The organism is Bradyrhizobium sp. B124 (genome assembly GCF_038967635.1).
Classification (GTDB): Bacteria; Pseudomonadota; Alphaproteobacteria; order Rhizobiales; family Xanthobacteraceae; genus Bradyrhizobium.
Genome location: NZ_CP152413.1, coordinates 467,558 through 484,078, shown reverse-complemented (window position 1 = coordinate 484,078; position 16,521 = coordinate 467,558). Strand labels below are relative to the sequence as shown.

General features: G+C 63.6%; 18 protein-coding genes. 2 read left to right on the top strand and 16 right to left on the bottom strand.

Annotated elements, in window-relative coordinates:
- Positions 1–326 precede the first annotated feature (326 nt).
- The 6 genes from AAFG13_RS02140 to AAFG13_RS02115 form a co-directional block, all read right to left on the bottom strand.
- Positions 327–1,925: a class I adenylate-forming enzyme family protein gene (locus tag AAFG13_RS02140; protein ID WP_342710990.1), complete on the bottom strand. Its 1,599-nt coding sequence runs from the start codon at positions 1,923–1,925 to the stop codon at positions 327–329.
- A gap of 10 nt (positions 1,926–1,935) precedes the next feature.
- Positions 1,936–2,757 (bottom strand): 3-methyl-2-oxobutanoate hydroxymethyltransferase, encoded by an 822-nt coding sequence (panB, locus tag AAFG13_RS02135; RefSeq protein ID WP_106322854.1) that lies wholly within the window; start codon positions 2,755–2,757, stop codon positions 1,936–1,938.
- Positions 2,758–2,759: 2 nt separating this feature from the next.
- Complete coding sequence (locus AAFG13_RS02130) at positions 2,760–3,344, bottom strand: NnrU family protein (protein ID WP_212317794.1); 585 nt, start codon at positions 3,342–3,344, stop codon at positions 2,760–2,762.
- An 80-nt stretch (positions 3,345–3,424) separates the two neighbouring features.
- Complete coding sequence (locus tag AAFG13_RS02125) at positions 3,425–4,036, bottom strand: hypothetical protein (protein ID WP_342710989.1); 612 nt, start codon at positions 4,034–4,036, stop codon at positions 3,425–3,427.
- Positions 4,037–4,337: 301 nt separating this feature from the next.
- A complete protein-coding gene (locus AAFG13_RS02120) occupies positions 4,338–4,532 on the bottom strand; it encodes a hypothetical protein (RefSeq protein WP_342710988.1) in 195 nt (64 codons plus the stop codon).
- A gap of 121 nt (positions 4,533–4,653) precedes the next feature.
- Positions 4,654–6,273, bottom strand: a complete 1,620-nt coding sequence (locus AAFG13_RS02115; RefSeq protein ID WP_212317800.1) for a peptide chain release factor 3 — start codon at positions 6,271–6,273, stop codon at positions 4,654–4,656.
- 156 nt (positions 6,274–6,429) lie between these two features.
- Between AAFG13_RS02115 and sugE the strand changes: the two genes are divergently transcribed.
- Positions 6,430–6,744, top strand: a complete 315-nt coding sequence (sugE, locus tag AAFG13_RS02110) for a quaternary ammonium compound efflux SMR transporter SugE (protein ID WP_092113374.1) — start codon at positions 6,430–6,432, stop codon at positions 6,742–6,744.
- Here the strand turns inward: sugE and AAFG13_RS02105 are convergent, their stop codons facing one another.
- From AAFG13_RS02105 to AAFG13_RS02075, 7 genes are all read right to left on the bottom strand, one after another.
- On the bottom strand, positions 6,745–7,749 hold the full coding sequence (locus AAFG13_RS02105; RefSeq protein WP_212317802.1) for an inorganic phosphate transporter: 1,005 nt from the start codon (positions 7,747–7,749) through the stop codon (positions 6,745–6,747). It lies immediately after the preceding gene.
- Positions 7,750–7,763: 14 nt separating this feature from the next.
- Positions 7,764–8,408 carry a DUF47 domain-containing protein gene (locus tag AAFG13_RS02100; RefSeq protein ID WP_342710987.1) on the bottom strand — a complete coding sequence of 215 codons (645 nt, stop codon included), beginning with the start codon at positions 8,406–8,408 and terminating at the stop codon, positions 7,764–7,766.
- 144 nt (positions 8,409–8,552) lie between these two features.
- Positions 8,553–9,521 (bottom strand): branched-chain amino acid ABC transporter permease, encoded by a 969-nt coding sequence (locus tag AAFG13_RS02095; protein WP_212317806.1) that lies wholly within the window; start codon positions 9,519–9,521, stop codon positions 8,553–8,555.
- A gap of 1 nt (position 9,522) precedes the next feature.
- On the bottom strand, positions 9,523–10,386 hold the full coding sequence (locus tag AAFG13_RS02090) for a branched-chain amino acid ABC transporter permease (protein WP_050406473.1): 864 nt from the start codon (positions 10,384–10,386) through the stop codon (positions 9,523–9,525).
- 64 nt (positions 10,387–10,450) lie between these two features.
- The gene (locus AAFG13_RS02085) at positions 10,451–11,671 is read right to left on the bottom strand and encodes an ABC transporter substrate-binding protein (protein ID WP_212317808.1); all 1,221 of its coding nucleotides are present in this window, start codon (positions 11,669–11,671) and stop codon (positions 10,451–10,453) included.
- 42 nt (positions 11,672–11,713) lie between these two features.
- Entirely contained in the window at positions 11,714–12,457 is a 744-nt protein-coding gene (locus AAFG13_RS02080; RefSeq protein ID WP_212317810.1) for an ABC transporter ATP-binding protein, read from the bottom strand.
- Complete coding sequence (locus AAFG13_RS02075; protein ID WP_173637121.1) at positions 12,450–13,205, bottom strand: ABC transporter ATP-binding protein; 756 nt, start codon at positions 13,203–13,205, stop codon at positions 12,450–12,452. Before AAFG13_RS02075 ends, AAFG13_RS02080 begins: the two co-directional genes overlap by 8 nt.
- A gap of 483 nt (positions 13,206–13,688) precedes the next feature.
- Between AAFG13_RS02075 and AAFG13_RS02070 the strand changes: the two genes are divergently transcribed.
- A complete protein-coding gene (locus AAFG13_RS02070) occupies positions 13,689–14,306 on the top strand; it encodes a hypothetical protein (RefSeq protein ID WP_212317812.1) in 618 nt (205 codons plus the stop codon).
- A gap of 198 nt (positions 14,307–14,504) precedes the next feature.
- Here the strand turns inward: AAFG13_RS02070 and AAFG13_RS02065 are convergent, their stop codons facing one another.
- From AAFG13_RS02065 to AAFG13_RS02055, 3 genes are all read right to left on the bottom strand, one after another.
- The gene (locus AAFG13_RS02065) at positions 14,505–15,104 is read right to left on the bottom strand and encodes a hypothetical protein (protein WP_212317814.1); all 600 of its coding nucleotides are present in this window, start codon (positions 15,102–15,104) and stop codon (positions 14,505–14,507) included.
- A 295-nt stretch (positions 15,105–15,399) separates the two neighbouring features.
- The gene (locus AAFG13_RS02060; protein WP_212317816.1) at positions 15,400–15,606 is read right to left on the bottom strand and encodes a hypothetical protein; all 207 of its coding nucleotides are present in this window, start codon (positions 15,604–15,606) and stop codon (positions 15,400–15,402) included.
- A 347-nt stretch (positions 15,607–15,953) separates the two neighbouring features.
- Complete coding sequence (locus AAFG13_RS02055; protein ID WP_212317818.1) at positions 15,954–16,322, bottom strand: ArsC family reductase; 369 nt, start codon at positions 16,320–16,322, stop codon at positions 15,954–15,956.
- Positions 16,323–16,521 lie beyond the last annotated feature (199 nt).

The following is a 16,521-nucleotide window of genomic DNA, read 5'->3' as shown; positions in this document are numbered from 1 at the left end:
TTAAGGCTATCCCATCCCCTCGGGACCGCGAATCTCGGTGGAGCCTGGCCCCTACCTGATCCCCACATCGCGGCGGCGTTACCCTAACGGTGTGGCAGAGGCAAGGCAAAGCGAGGCGGATCAAAGCGTTAACCGGGGAAGTTTGCCATGGGCCGCAACGGGACTGCGTGGGCTCCCTCTCCCGCTTGCGGGGGATGCGCTCGATCCCTCCACAAACTCGTCATGCCCGGCCTTGTGCCGGGCATCCACGTCTTTGCTTCCACGCCAGGAAAAGACGTGGATGGCCGGGACAAGCCCGGCCATGACGAAGACGGAAATGGAAGAAACTAAGTGCCGGCTGCCGAGAGGCTCTCCCTGAGCTGGCGCTTGATCACCTTGCCGTTGGCGTTGCGCGGCAGCGGCTCTGACGTCAGCGCCATCGTCTCCGGCACCTTGTAGTCGGAGAGGCGCTCGGCGCACCAGGCGCGCAGGCTCTCCGCATTGACCTCCGTGCGGGTCACGATCACGGCATGGACGCGCTCGCCGAGCACCGGGCACGGTTTTGCGATGATCGCGCTCTCGACCACGGCCGGATGGCTCGCCAGGACGGACTCGACCTCGGCGGAATAGATTTTCAGGCCGCCGCGGTTGATCATGTCCTTCTGGCGGTCGAACACGCGGACGAAGTTGTCGGCATCGACCGAGCCGAGATCGCCGGAATGCCAGAACCCGGCGGTAAAACTCTCGGCGGTTGCGTTCGGATTGTTCCAGTAGCCCTTGATGACGGAGGCGCTGCGGATCCAGAGCTCGCCGATCTCGCCGCGCGGCACCTCGCGGCCATCGGCGCCCATCACGACGATCTCGGCGCCGGGACACGGCAGGCCGACGCTGTCGATATGCGCCGCGGTCAATTCACCCGGCATCAAGGTCGAGGGCGACGTGGTCTCGGTCGCGCCATAGCAATTCGCGAGCTTGAGCCCGGGAATCTTGGCGTCGAGCTTTTCGATGGTCGCGACCGGCATCGGCGCGCCGCCGAACCCGCCGATGCGCCAGCTCGACAGGTCGTAGCTGCCGAAATCCGGCTGCATCAGGCACAGATTGTACATCGCCGGCACCATCACCGTGTAGGTGACGCGCTCGCGCGCCGCGACCTTTAGATATTCCGATGCCTTGAACTCCGGCATGATGATCAGCGCGCCGGCGCAGCGGGCCATGGTGGTGACGTTGGCGACCGCGCCGGTGACATGCGCGAGCGGCACCGCGGCGATCGAGCGATCGGCCCTGGTCAGCTTCAGGCAGGACACGAACACGTCAGAGGAATGGATGATGTTGCAATGAGCAAGCATCGCGCCCTTCGGCCGCCCCGTGGTGCCTGAGGTGTAGAGGATCATCGCGGTGTCCTCTTCCCTCACCTCCGCCGGCGCCTGCGCCGGAGCGTTGTCGCGCAGACCGGCGAATTGCGATGCGCCGTCGTCGCTGACCAAGATGCGATGTGTGAGGCCGGGAATATCGGCAGCGTCCGGGATGCGATCGGCAAGCGCGGCCTCGTGGACCAGACACTTCGCGCCGCAATCGTTCAGCACATAGGCGATCTCGGGCTTCTGCTGGCGCGTCGAGAGCAGCACCGTGACGAGGCCAGCATGGGCGGCGGCGAACATCGTCAGCACGAACTCGATGCGGTTGCCGAGCAGGATCCCGACGCGGTCGCCCGGCGCGAGACCAAGCTTTGCAAAGCCGGCTGCGACCTTCGCCGATTGGTCGGCGACCTCACGCCAGCTCAGGCGCCTCTCGCCACAGACCAGCGCCTCGCCGTCGCCATTCTGCGCGACGGCGTCCGCGATCATCGCCCACAGGCTGGCCGGCCGCTCGGCGAAGGCAGGCACGACGCGGTCGCCGAAGCGCGGCTCGAGCCGCATCAGCGGAAGTGCGTGTTGCGACCAGTCCATGCGCGCCTCGTCAGCTCTTCTTCATGCCGTAGACGTGCTCCGGGCCCGGAAAGGCGCGGCTCTTCACATCGCGCGCATAGCCCGCGATCGCTTCCTCGATCATCGGCCCGAGGTTGCCGTAGCGGCGCACGAATTTCGGCGCACGCGGCGACAGGCCGAGCATGTCCTCCAGCACCAGCACCTGGCCGTCGCAGGCAGCGCTGGCGCCGATGCCGATGGTGGGAACGGCGATCGATTGCGTGATCTTGCGCGCCAAGGGCTCGGCGACTGCCTCGACCACGATCGAGAAGGCGCCCGCCTCCGCGATCGCCTTCGCGTCGTTCTCGATCGGCGCCCAGGTCTCCTCCTCGCGGCCCTGTGCGCGGAACGAGCCGAGCGTGTTGATCGATTGCGGCGTCAGGCCGATATGGCCCATCACGGGAATGCCGCGCTCGGACAGGAATGCCACCGTCTCTGCCATCCGCGCGCCGCCCTCGAGCTTGACGGCGCCGCACAGCGTCTCCTTCATGATCCGCACCGCGGACTGGAACGCCTGCTCCTTCGAGCCCTCATAGGAGCCGAACGGCATGTCGACCACGACCAGCGCGGCTTGCGAGCCGCGCATCACGGCGCGGCCTTGCAGGATCATCATGTCGAGCGTGACCGGCACCGTGGTCTCGAAGCCATGCATCACGTTGCCGAGGGAATCGCCGACCAGGATCGCGTCGCAGTGCCGGTCGACCAGCGCCGCGGTGTGCGCATGGTACGACGTCAGCATCACGATCGGCTCGCCATTCTTGCGGGCGCGGAGATCGGGCGCGGTCTTGCGCTTGATGGCGGATTGAACAGACATAGTCAGGCTCCCATGACAGGCACGCCGATCACGACCGGGTGGAACGCAAACGCCAGCGCCAGATAGACGATGACACCGACCGCGATCGCGATCAGGTCGTTGGTCGGGCCGCCCACCGGGATCGGCGGCCCGCCCGCATCCGCGCGGCGCTTCAGCGAGATGCGGTCATAGACCGCCCAACCGAGAAACGACCCGAACAGGATGATCGAGCCGAGGTCGCCATTGGCGAGCAGATGCGCGAACGCCCACAGCTTCACGCCCGCCAGCATCGGATGCTTCAGCGTGGTGTAGATGCGGCCGCGGATATAGGCGGCCACCACCAAAATAACGGCCGGCAGCATCAGCGCCACCGCGATGTGCTTCAACGCGGTCGGCGGCGTCCAGACGTCGATCCAGCCGGTCGCACGGTAATGGCCGAAGCCCCAGATGATCAGCGCGAGCCCGGCGAACGACACCAGCGAATAGACGCCCTTGTAGGCCCCCTCGCCCATCGCATTGACGATGCCGGCGCGCAGGTCGCGCAGGCTGGTCAGCACATGGATGCCGAGGAACAGCACGAGACCCAGGATCATGACGAGCAGTCCCACGATGTTCCTCCCTGATTGATTGCTGTCTTCGCGTAACATCTTCGCCGGGCGGGACGCAATGCGTCACGCCGGGGCGTGGATCATTGATTGCCGGCCGGCTTGGCCAGCTCGCGATTGTCGACATAGCGGATCATGATCGGACGGCCGGCCAGCGCGCCGCCGAGCCCGCCGGTGAATTTCAGCGGCAGGCAGGCTCCGAGCGAGGCGTTGATTGCGTTGAGATAGGTCGTGCGGGTATCCGGCGGGATGCCCCGCGTCGCGAATGTCAGGCGCGGCGTGCCGATCATCTCGCCGGTCCGCTTGAAGCTGAAGCGCACCGACATCTGCATGCCCTCGCGCGCATCGTCCGCCGGCGGCGGCGCCCAGCAGGAACGTAGCGCGGCGAACAGATCGCCGATGGTATCGAGATCATGATCCGGCTTGCGGTACTTCTCGGCCTGCCCCTCGGGCGGCACCGTCAGGATCGTGAGCTGGAGATTTTCGCCGTACGGATAATCGATTTCGGGCAGGCACGGCCCATGGTTGAACACGCTGCAATAGGACGGGATGCAAGGCCCGTTGTCGAGCACACTGCAGGGTGTGTGCGCGAACGGCACCGGGTTCGTCTGGTGCCGCTGCCGCGCGGAGGCAGCGCCCGTGAGGCCGATGGCAAGCACGGCAAAAGCGAGGCAGATGAGGACGCGTCGGAGCATGCGATCGGACCCAGGATGCGCTCCGGGGAAAATGGTACCGCGGCGGACCGGAGCAAGCGGGGGCCGGTTCACGTCCTCGCGCTTTCCGCCTCACACCCCGCCGTCATCGCCCGGCTCGACCGGGCGATCCAGTATTCCAGAGGCAGCAGTGATCGATCGATAGGCCGCGGCGTACTGGGTCCCCCGGTCAAGCCAGGGGACGACACTGAGTATGTGGCGCTATCGTATTCGGCCTTACGCCTTCTTCTTCACGTCTTGACGTTGGAGAAGGTGATGCCCTCGGCGCGCTCGCGAGTCAGCTTCAACTGTCATCGCCCGGCTCGACCGGGCGATCCAGTATTCCAGAGACAGCAGTGATCAATCGAGAGGCCGCGGCGTACTGGGTCCCCCGGTCGAGCCGGGGGACGACACTGAGTATGCGGCCTTGCGCCTTCTTCTTCACGTCCTTGACGTTGGAGAAGGTGATGCCTTCGGCCCGCTCGCGGATCAGCTTCACCTGTCATCGCCCGGCTCGACCGGGCGATCCAGTATATTCCAGAGACACCAGTCATCAATCGAGACGCCGCGGCGTACTGGGTCCCCCGGTCAAGCCGGGGGACGACAGTGAGGATGCGGCGCTACGCCTTCTTCTTCACGTCCTTGACGTTGGAGAAGGTGATACCCTCCGCGCGCTCGCGGGTGTAGCCGAGATAGAACTCGTTCTTGGCCATGAACACCGGATCGCCGTCGACGTCGTCGGCGATGCCCGAATTGTTGGCGGCGACGAAGGCCTCTAACTTCTTGCGGTCGTCGGACGAGATCCAGCGCGCCAGCGAGAACTCGGAGATCTCGAACTCGACCGGCAGCGAATATTCGGCATCGAGCCGCGCCTTCAGCACGTCGAGCTGCAGCGGGCCGACCACGCCGACCAGCGCCGGCGCGCCGTCGCGCGGGCGGAACACCTGCACGACGCCCTCCTCCGACATCTGCTGCAAGGCCTCCTTCAGCTTCTTCGCCTTCATCGCATCCGTCAGCCGAACGCGGCGGACGATTTCTGGTGCGAAGCTCGGCACGCCGACGAAGGTCAGATCCTCGCCCTCGGTCAGGGTGTCGCCGATCCGCAGGGTGCCGTGGTTCGGAATGCCGACGACGTCGCCGGCGAACGCCTCGTCCGCCACCGAGCGGTCCTGGGCGAAGAAGAATTGCGGGCTCGACAGGCTCATGTTCTTGCCGGTGCGTACCAGCTTGGCCTTCATGCCGCGGCTAAGTTTTCCGGAGCACAGCCGCGCGAAGGCGATGCGGTCGCGGTGGTTCGGATCCATGTTGGCCTGGATCTTGAACACGAACGCGCTCATGCGCGGCTCCGCGGCCTCGACCTTGCGCAGATCGGAATCCTGTGCGCGCGGTGCCGGCGCGAACTTGCCGAGGCCCTCGAGCAAGTCGCCGACGCCGAAATTGCGCAGCGCGCTGCCGAAATAGACCGGCGTCAGATGGCCTTCGCGGAAGGCCGCGAGCTCGAACGGCTTGCAGGCCTCGGACGCCAGCGCGAGCTCATCCCTGACCTCGGCGACGTCGAGATTGGGATTGCGCTTGCCGAGATCGGCGATGTCGATCTGCTCGGTGGCGCCGGTCTTGGCGCCGCCACCCTCGAGCAGCCGTACGCCGCCATTGACGACATCATAGGTGCCGAGGAAGTCGCGGCCGCGGCCGACCGGCCAGGTCATCGGCGTGGTGTCGAGCGCCAGCGTCTTCTCGATCTCGTCCAAGAGCTCGAACGTGTCGCGGCTCTCGCGGTCCATCTTGTTGATGAAGGTGATGATCGGGATGTCGCGCAACCGGCACACCTCGAACAGCTTTCGGGTGCGCGCCTCGATGCCCTTGGCGGCGTCGATCACCATGACCGCGGAATCGACCGCGGTCAGCGTGCGGTAGGTGTCTTCCGAAAAGTCCTCGTGGCCCGGCGTGTCCAGCAGGTTGAACACGAGGTCGTTGAACTCGAAGGTCATCACCGAGGTGACGACCGAGATACCGCGCTCGCGCTCGATCTTCATCCAGTCCGAGCGCGTGTTGCGCCGCTCGCCCTTGGCCTTGACCTGGCCCGCGAGGTTGATGGCGCCGCCGAACAGCAGCAGCTTTTCCGTCAGCGTGGTCTTGCCGGCGTCCGGGTGCGAGATGATCGCAAAGGTGCGCCGTCGCGCCACTTCCTGTGAAAGCGGCGAGCGCGACGGCGATTCGGTTGGAACAGCGGTATCAGACATGGCGGGGCAGCGTTTGGCAGGGAAAACGGGCGCAATCAAGGGCGTTTTGTCGCAATGCGGACTGGCCGCGCCACCCACATATAGGCACCGGAAGGACGACCTTCACCTCACCATACCATCCGCGGGGACGACCCTGCCTTATCCGGAGGGTTCGTTATGGCTTGGGCCATTCTGTTCACCGCAGGCCTGCTCGAGATCGGCTGGGCAATTGGGCTGAAATACACCGAGGGTTTTTCGCGGCTGGTGCCGTCGGTGCTGACGCTCGCGGCGATGGCCGGCAGCGTGATCCTGCTCGGCATCGCGCTCAAGACGCTGCCGATTGGAACCGCCTATGCGGTCTGGACCGGGATCGGCGCGGTCGGCACCGCGGCGCTCGGCATCATCCTGCTCGGCGAACCCGCGACCGCGATGCGGCTTGCCAGCATCGGGCTGATCGTGTCCGGCATCGTCGGGCTGAAGCTGGTCGGCTGATCACTTCAATATCTGCACCGCCCAATAGGTCGCGGCTGCAACCGCAGCCGAGGCCGGGATCGTGATCACCCAGGCATAGACGATCGAGCTCGCCACGTTCCAGCGCACGGCGGACAGCCGCCGTGCCGCGCCGACCCCGACGATGGCGCCGGTGATGGTGTGGGTGGTCGATACCGGAACCCCGAGATAGGTCGCGATGAACAGCGTGGCCGCGCCGCCGGTCTCGGCGCAAAAGCCCTGCATCGGCGTCAGCTTGGTGATCCGCAGCCCCATGGTGCGCACGATCCGCCAGCCGCCCATCAGGGTGCCCAGCGCCATCGCGCTCTGGCAGGCCAGCACGACCCAGAACGGAATCTCGAAGGTGTCGCCGAGATGGCCTTGCGAGTAGAGCAGCACGCCGATGATGCCCATGGTCTTCTGTGCGTCGTTACCGCCATGGCCGAGCGAATAGAGCGACGCCGAGGCGAATTGCAGGATGCGGAAGGCGCGATCGACCGCGAACGGCGTCGAGCGCACCGAGAGCCAGGACACGATCGCAACCAGCACCAGCGCCAGCAGGAAGCCGACCAGCGGCGACAGGACGATGGCAAGCAAGGTCTTGGTGAGCCCGCTCCACACCGCCGCCGAGATGCCCGCCTTCGCCATGCCGGCGCCGACCAGGCCGCCGATCAGCGCATGCGAGCTCGACGAGGGAATGCCCAGCGCCCAGGTGATCACGTTCCAGACGATCGCGCCGACCAGCGCCGCGAAGATCACGGTCGCGTCCACCACGGACGGGTCGATGATCCCGGTGCCGATGGTGTTGGCGACGTGCAGACCGAACACCGCGAAGGCGACGAAGTTGAAGAACGCCGCCCAGAACACCGCATATTGCGGCCGCAGTACGCGGGTCGAGACGATGGTCGCGATCGAGTTCGCGGCATCGTGCAGGCCGTTCAGGAAGTCGAACAGCAGCGCGACCGCGATCAGGATGGTCAGAACCGGAAGACCCAGCGTGGCGTCCACGTGATGTCCCCGACTTACACTTGCTCGATGACGATGGAGTTGATCTCGTTGGCGACGTCGTCGAAGCGGTCGGCCACCTTCTCGAGATGATCGTAGATCTCCGCGCCGACGATGAAGTCCATCGTGTTGGCGTCGCGGTGCTTCAGGAACAATTCCTTGAGCCCGATATCATGGAGATCGTCGACCCGCCCCTCGAGCTTGGTCAGCTCCTCGGTGATCTGGGTCAGCATCGAGACGTTCTGGCCGATCGCCTGCAACAGAGGCAGCGCGCGGACGACCAGATTGGCGCATTCGACGATCAAGGTGCCGATCTCGCGCATCGGCGGCTCGAACTCGCGTACCTCGAACAGCATCACGGCCTTGGCGGTCGCCTGCATCTGGTCGACCGCGTCGTCCATTGCGGTGATCAGGTTCTTGATGTCGCCGCGGTCGAACGGGGTGATGAAGGTGCGGCGAACCGCGGTCAGCACCTCGCGGGTGACGCTATCGGCGTCGTTCTCGAACTGATTGACGCGCTGGCAGAAGACGGGAGTCTCCTCGCCGCCCTTCAGCATGTCCTGCAGCGCCAGCGCGCACCGCACGGAGGTCTGGGCGTGGCGGGCGAACAGGTCGAAAAATCGCTCTTCCTTGGGCAGAAAGGCGCGAAACCAGCGCAGCATGTCTCAATTCCATCATTCCGGGACAGCCCTTTTAGCGACTGTCACAGAACTGTCATAGAGCATCTGGCGGGGAAAATACCCGGATCGACCGCCCGAACGGGCGGTCGTCCACCGCTAAGTCGGCAGCAAATCGCGTGCCCTGCCCTACAGCGACCGCCGCAACAGGTGGGCCAGTTCGCCGACCAGACCGCGCCGGAACAGCAGCACGCAGGCCACGAAGATCACGCCCTGGATCACCGTCACCCACTGGCCGAACCCGGCGAGATATTGCTGCATCGCGATGATCACGAATGCGCCGACCACCGGTCCGAAGATGGTGCCGAGACCGCCGACCAGCGTCATCAGCACGATTTCGCCGGACATCGACCAGTGCACGTCGGTGAGCGAGGCGTTCTGCGCCACGAACACCTTCAGCGAGCCGGCAAAGCCCGCCAGCGTGCCCGACAGGATGTAGGCCAGCATCTTGTACTGGTCGGTCTTGTAGCCAAGCGAGATCGCGCGCGGCTCGTTCTCGCGGATCGACTTCAGCACCTCACCGAACGGCGAGTTGATGGTGCGGTAGATCAAAAGGAAGCCGGCAAGGAATCCGGCCAGCACGACGTAGTAGAGCACCGTCGGCTTCGACAGGTCGAAGATCCCGAACAGGTGCCCCTGCGGGATGCCCTGGATGCCGTCTTCACCATGGGTGAACGGCGCCTGCAGATAGATGAAATAGAGCAGCTGCGACAGCGCCAGCGTGATCATCGAGAAGTAGATGCCCTGGCGGCGGATCGAGATGAAGCCGGTGACGAGGCCGAGCAAGGCCGCCGCGGCGGTGCCGGCCACGATGCCGAGCTCCGGCGGCAGCCCCCACACCTTCAGCGCATGCGCCGAGACGTAGCCGGCGGTGCCGAGGAACATGGCGTGGCCGAACGACAGCAGGCCGCCATAGCCGATCAAAAGGTTGAAGGCGCAGGCGAGCAGCGCAAAGCACAACGCCTGCATCACGAAGAAGGGATAGATCCCCGTGAACGGCACCACTGCCAGCAGCACCGCCATCACGGCGAATACGATCATCTCGTCGCGCATCGCGCGCGGCGTCACCGGAAGTGTATCGTCGGTCAATGCTGACATATCAGGCCGCCCGTCCCGTCAGTCCCGTTGGCTTCACCAGCAACACCACCACCATCAGGACAAACACCACGGTGTTGGAGGCCTCGGGATAAAAATACTTGGTCAGTCCCTCGATCACGCCGAGCGCGAAGCCGGTGATGATCGAGCCCATGATCGAGCCCATGCCGCCGATCACGACCACCGCGAACACCACGATGATGAGATCGGCGCCCATCAGCGGGCGGACCTGGTTGATCGGCGCCGACAGCACGCCGGCGAGCGCGGCGAGACCGACGCCGAGCCCGTAGGTCAGCGTGATCATGCGCGGCACGTTGATGCCGAAGGCCCGCACCAGCGTCGGGTTCTCGGTGGCGGCGCGCAGATAGGCGCCGAGCTGCGTCTTCTCGATCAGGAACCAGGTGGCAAGGCACACCACCAGCGAGAAGATCACGACCCAGCCGCGATAGATCGGCAGGAACATGAAGCCGAGATTGACGCCGCCCTTGAGCTGATCCGGGATCGAGTAAGGCAGGCCCGAGGAGCCGAAATAGTTCTGGAACACGCCCTGCACGATCAGCGCGATGCCGAACGTCAGCAGCAGTCCATAGAGATGGTCGAGCCCGGCCAGCCATTGCAGCATGGTCCGCTCGAGGATCATGCCGAAGATGCCGACGATGACAGGTGCGATGAGCAGCGCCCACCAGTAGTTGATGCCGCCCAGATTGAGCAGGAAATACGCCACGAAGGCGCCCATCATGTAGAGTGCGCCGTGCGCGAAATTGATGATGTTGAGCATGCCGAAGATGACGGCGAGCCCCAGACTGAGCAGCGCGTAGAACGAGCCGTTGATCAGTCCCACCAGAAGCTGTGCGTAGAGAGCCTGCATCGAATGAGCTTTCACTGGATAGATGAAGCCCGCCGGCCGCGCCCACGGCCGGCGGGCATGATCGTCACTTCTTCAGGAGCGCACAGGTGCTCTTGTCGAGCGGCGTGAAGGCCTGGTTGCCCGGCACGGTGCCGACCAGCTTGTAGAAGTCCCACGGACCCTTGGACTCCGAGGGCTTCTTCACTTCGAACAGATAGGCGTCGTGGGTGACGCGGCCGTTGGCCTCGACCTCGCCCTTGCCGAACAGCGGATCGTCGGTCGGGATCGTCTTCATCTTCGCGACCACCTTGGCGCCGTCATGCGGATTGCCGCCGAGCGCTTCGAGTGCCTTGAAGTAATGCGTGAGGCCCGCATACACGCCGGCCTGCACCATGGTCGGAGGAGCGCCGCTCTTCATCTTCTCCGAGAAGCGCTTCGAGAACGCGCGGGTCTTGTCGTTGAGGTCCCAGTAGAACGTTTCGGTGAAGTTGAGGCCCTGCGCGGTCTCCAGCCCGATCGCCTTGACGTCGGTGAGGAACAGCAGCAGCGCCGCGAGCTTCTGGCCGCCCTTGACGATGCCGAACTCGGCAGCCTGCTTGATCGAGTTGGTGGTGTCGCCGCCGGCATTGGCGAGACCGATGATCTTGGCCTTGGAAGCCTGCGCCTGCAGCAGGAACGAGGAGAAGTCAGCGGTGTTGAGCGGGTGCTTGACGCCGCCGACCACCTTGCCGCCATTGGCGGTGATGACGGCGGTGGTGTCGCGCTCCAGCGCCGCGCCGAACGCGTAGTCGGCGGTCAGGAAGAACCAGGTGTCCCCGCCCGCCTTCACCAGCGCCTGGCCGGTGGCGTGCGCCAGCATGTAGGTGTCGTAGGTCCAGTGCACCGTGTTCGGCGTGCACTGCGCGTTGGTGAGATCGGAAGTCGCCGCGCCCGAATTGATGTAGACGCCGTTCTTCTCCTTCACGACGTTATTGACCGCGAGCGCGACGCCGGAATTCGGCACGTCGACGATGGTGTCGACCTTGTCGACGTCGAACCACTGGCGGGCAATGGTGGTGCCGATATCGGGCTTGTTCTGGTGATCGCCGGAGATCAGGTCGATGGTCCAGCCCTTGGCCTTGAGGCCGGAGTCCTCGATCGCCATTTGCGCCGCCAGCGTCGAGCCGGGGCCGGCAAGGTCGGCATAGAGGCCGGACTGATCCGACAACACGCCGACCTTCACTGTCTTGTCGTCGGCGGCGGCGACGCCTGCGACGGAGAGCACCATCGCGGTGCCAAGCAGAAGCGCTGAAATCGTATTCCTCATGGCGTATTCCCTCAGTTCTTAAATTTTCTGGCTCCGGCGACTTCAAACGCCGAGATAGGTATGCAGCTTGTCCATGTTGGCCGACAGCTCCGAATTGGCGAAGCCGTCGATCACCTTGCCGTGCTCGACGATGTAGTAGCGGTCGGCAACGGTCGAGGCGAAGCGGAAATTCTGTTCGACCAACAGGATGGTGAATCCCTGCGACTTCAGGCGCGCAATGGTGTGCCCGATCTGCTGAATGATGACCGGCGCCAACCCTTCGGTCGGCTCGTCCAGCATCAGGAAGCGCGCGCCGGTGCGCAGGATGCGCGCAATCGCCAGCATCTGCTGCTCGCCGCCCGAGAGCTTGGTGCCCTGGCTGTTGAGCCGCTCCTTCAGGTTGGGAAACAGGGTGAAGATCTGGTCGAGCGGCAGGCCGCCCGGGCGCACCACCGGCGGCAGCAGCAAATTCTCGCGCACGTCGAGACTGGCGAAGATGCCGCGCTCTTCGGGACAGAATGCGATCCCTAGCCGCGCGATGCGGTCGGAGGTGGTGCGGATGATCTCCTTGTTGTCGAAACGGATCGAGCCCGTGCGCTTGCCGATCACGCCCATCACCGACTTCAGCGTGGTGGTCTTGCCGGCGCCGTTGCGGCCGAGCAGCGTCACCACCTCGCCCGCCCTCACGTTGAAATTGATCCCGTGAAGAATGTGGGATTCGCCGTACCAGGCCTGCAGATCGCTGACCGTCAGCACCTCGGCGCCGGCCGCAGCCACGGGCCTCTCCGCCAGTTTCGCCTCAGCCATGACCCGCTCCCAGATAGGCTTCCTTCACGCGCTCGTCCTTGGAGAGGTCGGCGTAGTTGCCCTCCGCCAGCACCTGCCCGCGCGTCAGCACGGTGATGATGTCAGAGAGATTGGCCACCACCGAGAGGTTATGTTCGACCATCAGGATGGTGTATTTGGCGGAGATCCGCTTGATCAGCGCCGCGATCTTGTCGATGTCCTCGTGGCCCATGCCGGCCATCGGCTCGTCGAGCAGCATCATCTCGGGGTCGAGCGCAAGCGTCGTTGCAATTTCGAGTGCGCGCTTGCGGCCGTACGGCATCTCGACCGCCGGCGTGTTGGCGAACTCGCTCAAGCCGACGTCGTTCAGCAGTTCATGGGCGCGCGGATTGAAGCGGTCGAGCACGGTTTTCGAGCGCCAGAAATCGAATGACGACCCGTGCTGGCGCTGCAGCGCCACCCGGACGTTTTCCAGCGCCGTCATGTGCGGAAATACCGCCGAGATCTGGAACGAGCGCACCAGCCCGAGGCGCGCCACGTCGGCCGGCGGCATTGCGGTGATGTCCTGGCCCTTGTAGCGAATCTGCCCGCCCGTCGGCTTCAGGAATTTGGTCAGCAGATTGAAACAGGTCGTCTTGCCGGCGCCGTTCGGCCCGATCAACGCATGGATACTGCCGCGACGCACCTTCAGCGCAACGTCGCGAACGGCAAAGAAACCCGCGAATTCCTTGGTCAATCCGCTGGTTTCGAGAATGAACTCATCGGCCAAATAGATTCCCCCATACGCCATCGCCGCGAAGCCCGTCGCCCGCGTGGCCAGCTTTTTTCGTGTTCGACAGGTTGTCCGTACGTCTTGGAAACCGTCCGGGGGCCTGTCGCCTCCGGGCCGGAATATGCCGTCATCTGCGGCGGTTACGCAAGGTGGAAAGCTGTGCAGTGCAGTATTGGCTCGACCAGTTCCGGTTGATCCTTAGTCGAATGGCCTTCGAGCGCGCTTTGCGCCTCGGAAAGCTGCCGTTAAGGGTGTTTTGCTCCGGTCTTTCCTTTTCATAGAATATTTCCGCCTCTCGCCGAAGCTCCCGCCATTGTATTAAGGGCGGTTAGAGCCTTGCATTTCGAGAGCGCCAATTCCTCGGTCATCAAGTCGATCCGGCAACGTGATTTCCTGAACACGTGGCTGCGACTTTATGCCCGTGGCCAGACCGTCGACACGGCAGCACATCCGCCGCAGCCACTTGAATTCGGTTAGCCCATGCCATTCAGGAGTGCCGATCCATCGGTGGTCAAATCGATCACGCAGCGGGTGCTGCTGAACGCCTGGCTGCGCGCGCTGCGCATGCCGGACGCCCTTCCCTTGCTGTGCGATTTCCACACCGACGGCACCGCCGACGAGCGGGCCGACATGATGGGCTTTGACGTGGTCGGCAGCGGTGACGCCGCACGCTTCCTGATCACGCAGGAAGGCGCGCGGCTGACGACGGCCTATGGCAACGAGCACGTCGAGCCGCGGCTGCGCACCAACCGCTATCTCGATGACGCGATCGGCCCGGAGCGCTATGCCGGCGTGATCCTGTCCTATCGTGCCTGCCTGGCGCGCAAGCGTCCGACCTACACGGTTGCGGAGCTCACCGACGCCGACGGCAAGGACGTCTCCTATGAACGGCTGCTGCTGCCGTTCGGACGCGGCGATACCGTCGAGCACATCATCGGCTCGTACAAGGCAATCAGCATCGAGGGCGGCTTTCGGCTGCACAATCTGATGGGCGTGAAGGCGAAGGCCGTGCCGATCGTCACGGTGCGGGCGGTGATCGACCGCAGGTTCGTGCCGGCGGAGCGTCCGGCCAGCCAGGATTCGGTCGAGTTGATCTAGAGCGTGTCATAAATCCGGCACGCACGTGCGCGGGATGCGATGTCCGAGTTGCCCTCAAAAGCAGACATCGACGATGCCTAAGTGAATGTCGGCAAAGGGCCCAATTTCGGAAGTCCGCCAGATGTTCTTGATGCTCGTCCGAGCAAAAAAAGGAAAGACCGCCACGAGGCGGTCTATCCGAATCCAACCGATGCTCGATCAAGCAGCTCGCTTGAATGCTTCCCGCGCAGCTTCATTAGCGCGATCAAAGGCAGCTCGCGTTTCGGTCAAAGCCGCCATGAGCACGGACCATGACTGGCTCCCTGCCTGGTTCAACTTCTCGAGTTTTTTCTCTGCCTCGGTCGCATCGGCGATCATACGCTTAATGGCGGCGTCGACATCGCCCCGACGCTCAGAAGCGAACTTCTTGGCATCGCCGCCAAGCTTGTCGGCTGCTTCACGCCACGCTTTCAATTGGGCATCGGCTTGAAGCTTGAACGTCGCTTGCTGGTGCTCGATCTGCTTGCCGAAGCTATCGACATATTTCTTGACCTCGACCTCGAACACGCGCCAGTCACCATCTAGCTTTGCTTTTGCCTGAGTCCAGGCCGACTCGTTAGCTTCCGACTGCTTCTTCATGGTGTCCCGGAAGTCATCACGCTGCTTGCGCAGGTCAGCAAGAACCTTCTTGGCCTTGTCGCGGACATCGGCCTGCACCTCTGCAGCCCTGCCCTCAAGCGACGTCATCGTTGCGTCCATTTCGTCGAGACGTTCCTTGGCCCAAATTGTAAAGAAGTGAATATTGCTTTGCGTAACCATTCGCGCATCTCCCTGAATGTCGACAGGTACCCCACATTTACATTTAACGCGCCGCGTCGAGCCTATTTTTGATCTGAGTCAATCTCAAACCTACGAGCAGTTCGCGATCTGACCGGAATTCAGCCAACAGGTTGCGAGTTATGAAATGGTCAAACTCGGAAGCCGGAACGCACAACCGCGAGGTCCGCTTCACCGCCGACACCGGACTTTCGATAGCCAACGCGGCACTTCCGAAAAGGGTCCAGAAGCAGTCATTGAGTGGACTTAGTGTAAGGGTTGCGCGGCATGACGCGCTTCAAAAGGGTGAATGACCTAACTGAATAGATCGTCCGATCACCAACGCGGCAAAGGCCGTGAACAACAACAATCCGTAGATCACGAACCTTTTAATCTGACCGGGGGCGGCAAAGACCTTGCGGTGATCAGCCATCAACGCCATCCCCGTCCACGGTCTTCTGATAAAGGTTGAAAGCGGCAACCCGGCCGCGGGTACGAATTTCACCTGAGCTATCGTCGCACCGCACATCGCGCAAGCAGTTATCGCATACAAGAAGATAACGACTGCGTCGATAAGGTAAGGCATATGGCCGTCAGCCCTGCGCGAGTATCGACGCTTAGCGGTAGGTTGTATCAAGCCGTTTCATCAACCACTATAGATCGGCGTGCTAAAGGATGAATGAGGCGATTGCGGTTTCTGCATTGGGTCATTTCGATGGATTGGTCGGGGATAGTCAGCAGGTTGATGTCCGCTCCTGTCCGTAAGCCTCGAACCGGGAGCCGAGCAGAATTGTCCCGTCTGGCCGGGCTCCCGTGATTCAAATTCCCCAACCAGGGTTCGCGCGGAACGCGTCAGCCTTTCTTGCGCGCCTTTGCCGGCACTTCCTTGGCGTAAATGTCCGGCTTGAAGCCGACGACGCGCTTCGGCCCGAGATCGAGCACCGGACGCTTGATCATCGACGGCTGCTCGGCCATCAGTGCCAGCGCCTTGCGCTCGTTCAGCCCTTCCTTGTCGGCATCGGGCAGCTTCTTGAAGGTCGTGCCGGCGCGATTGAGCAGCGTCTCCCAGCCGACCTCGTCGCTCCACTGCTTGAGCTTGTCCTTGGCGATCCCGGCGGTCTTGTAGTCGTGGAAGTCGTAGCCGACGCCGTGATCGTCGAGCCAGGCGCGCGCCTTCTTCATGGTGTCGCAGTTCTTGATGCCATAGATGGTGATGGTCAAAGCCGTTCCCCGCATGCGATTGCTGCGGGAAACTAGCCTCACCGCAACGGCAGCGCCAGATCAGAACGCGCCGCGAGGACGTGAAGACAGCGTAGTGCCCATACTCGGTGTCGTCCCCCGGCTCGACCGGGGGACCCAGTACGCCGCGGCATCTCCGTGATCGGTGCATGGCGCTCGCCAGAAACACCGCCGTCGTCCT

What these genes read in the sequence shown, in the direction of transcription:
- AAFG13_RS02140 (WP_342710990.1), bottom strand. Translation starts at nt 1,925, where the DNA reads ATGGACTGGTCGCAACACGCACTTCCGCTGATGCGGCTCGAGCCGCGC.
- panB (WP_106322854.1), bottom strand. Translation starts at nt 2,757, where the DNA reads ATGTCTGTTCAATCCGCCATCAAGCGCAAGACCGCGCCCGATCTCCGC.
- AAFG13_RS02125 (WP_342710989.1), bottom strand. Translation starts at nt 4,036, where the DNA reads ATGCTCCGACGCGTCCTCATCTGCCTCGCTTTTGCCGTGCTTGCCATC.
- AAFG13_RS02115 (WP_212317800.1), bottom strand. Translation starts at nt 6,273, where the DNA reads ATGTCTGATACCGCTGTTCCAACCGAATCGCCGTCGCGCTCGCCGCTT.
- sugE (WP_092113374.1), top strand. Translation starts at nt 6,430, where the DNA reads ATGGCTTGGGCCATTCTGTTCACCGCAGGCCTGCTCGAGATCGGCTGG.
- AAFG13_RS02100 (WP_342710987.1), bottom strand. Translation starts at nt 8,408, where the DNA reads ATGCTGCGCTGGTTTCGCGCCTTTCTGCCCAAGGAAGAGCGATTTTTC.
- AAFG13_RS02095 (WP_212317806.1), bottom strand. Translation starts at nt 9,521, where the DNA reads ATGTCAGCATTGACCGACGATACACTTCCGGTGACGCCGCGCGCGATG.
- AAFG13_RS02090 (WP_050406473.1), bottom strand. Translation starts at nt 10,386, where the DNA reads ATGCAGGCTCTCTACGCACAGCTTCTGGTGGGACTGATCAACGGCTCG.
- AAFG13_RS02085 (WP_212317808.1), bottom strand. Translation starts at nt 11,671, where the DNA reads ATGAGGAATACGATTTCAGCGCTTCTGCTTGGCACCGCGATGGTGCTC.
- AAFG13_RS02080 (WP_212317810.1), bottom strand. Translation starts at nt 12,457, where the DNA reads ATGGCTGAGGCGAAACTGGCGGAGAGGCCCGTGGCTGCGGCCGGCGCC.
- AAFG13_RS02070 (WP_212317812.1), top strand. Translation starts at nt 13,689, where the DNA reads ATGCCATTCAGGAGTGCCGATCCATCGGTGGTCAAATCGATCACGCAG.
- AAFG13_RS02065 (WP_212317814.1), bottom strand. Translation starts at nt 15,104, where the DNA reads ATGGTTACGCAAAGCAATATTCACTTCTTTACAATTTGGGCCAAGGAA.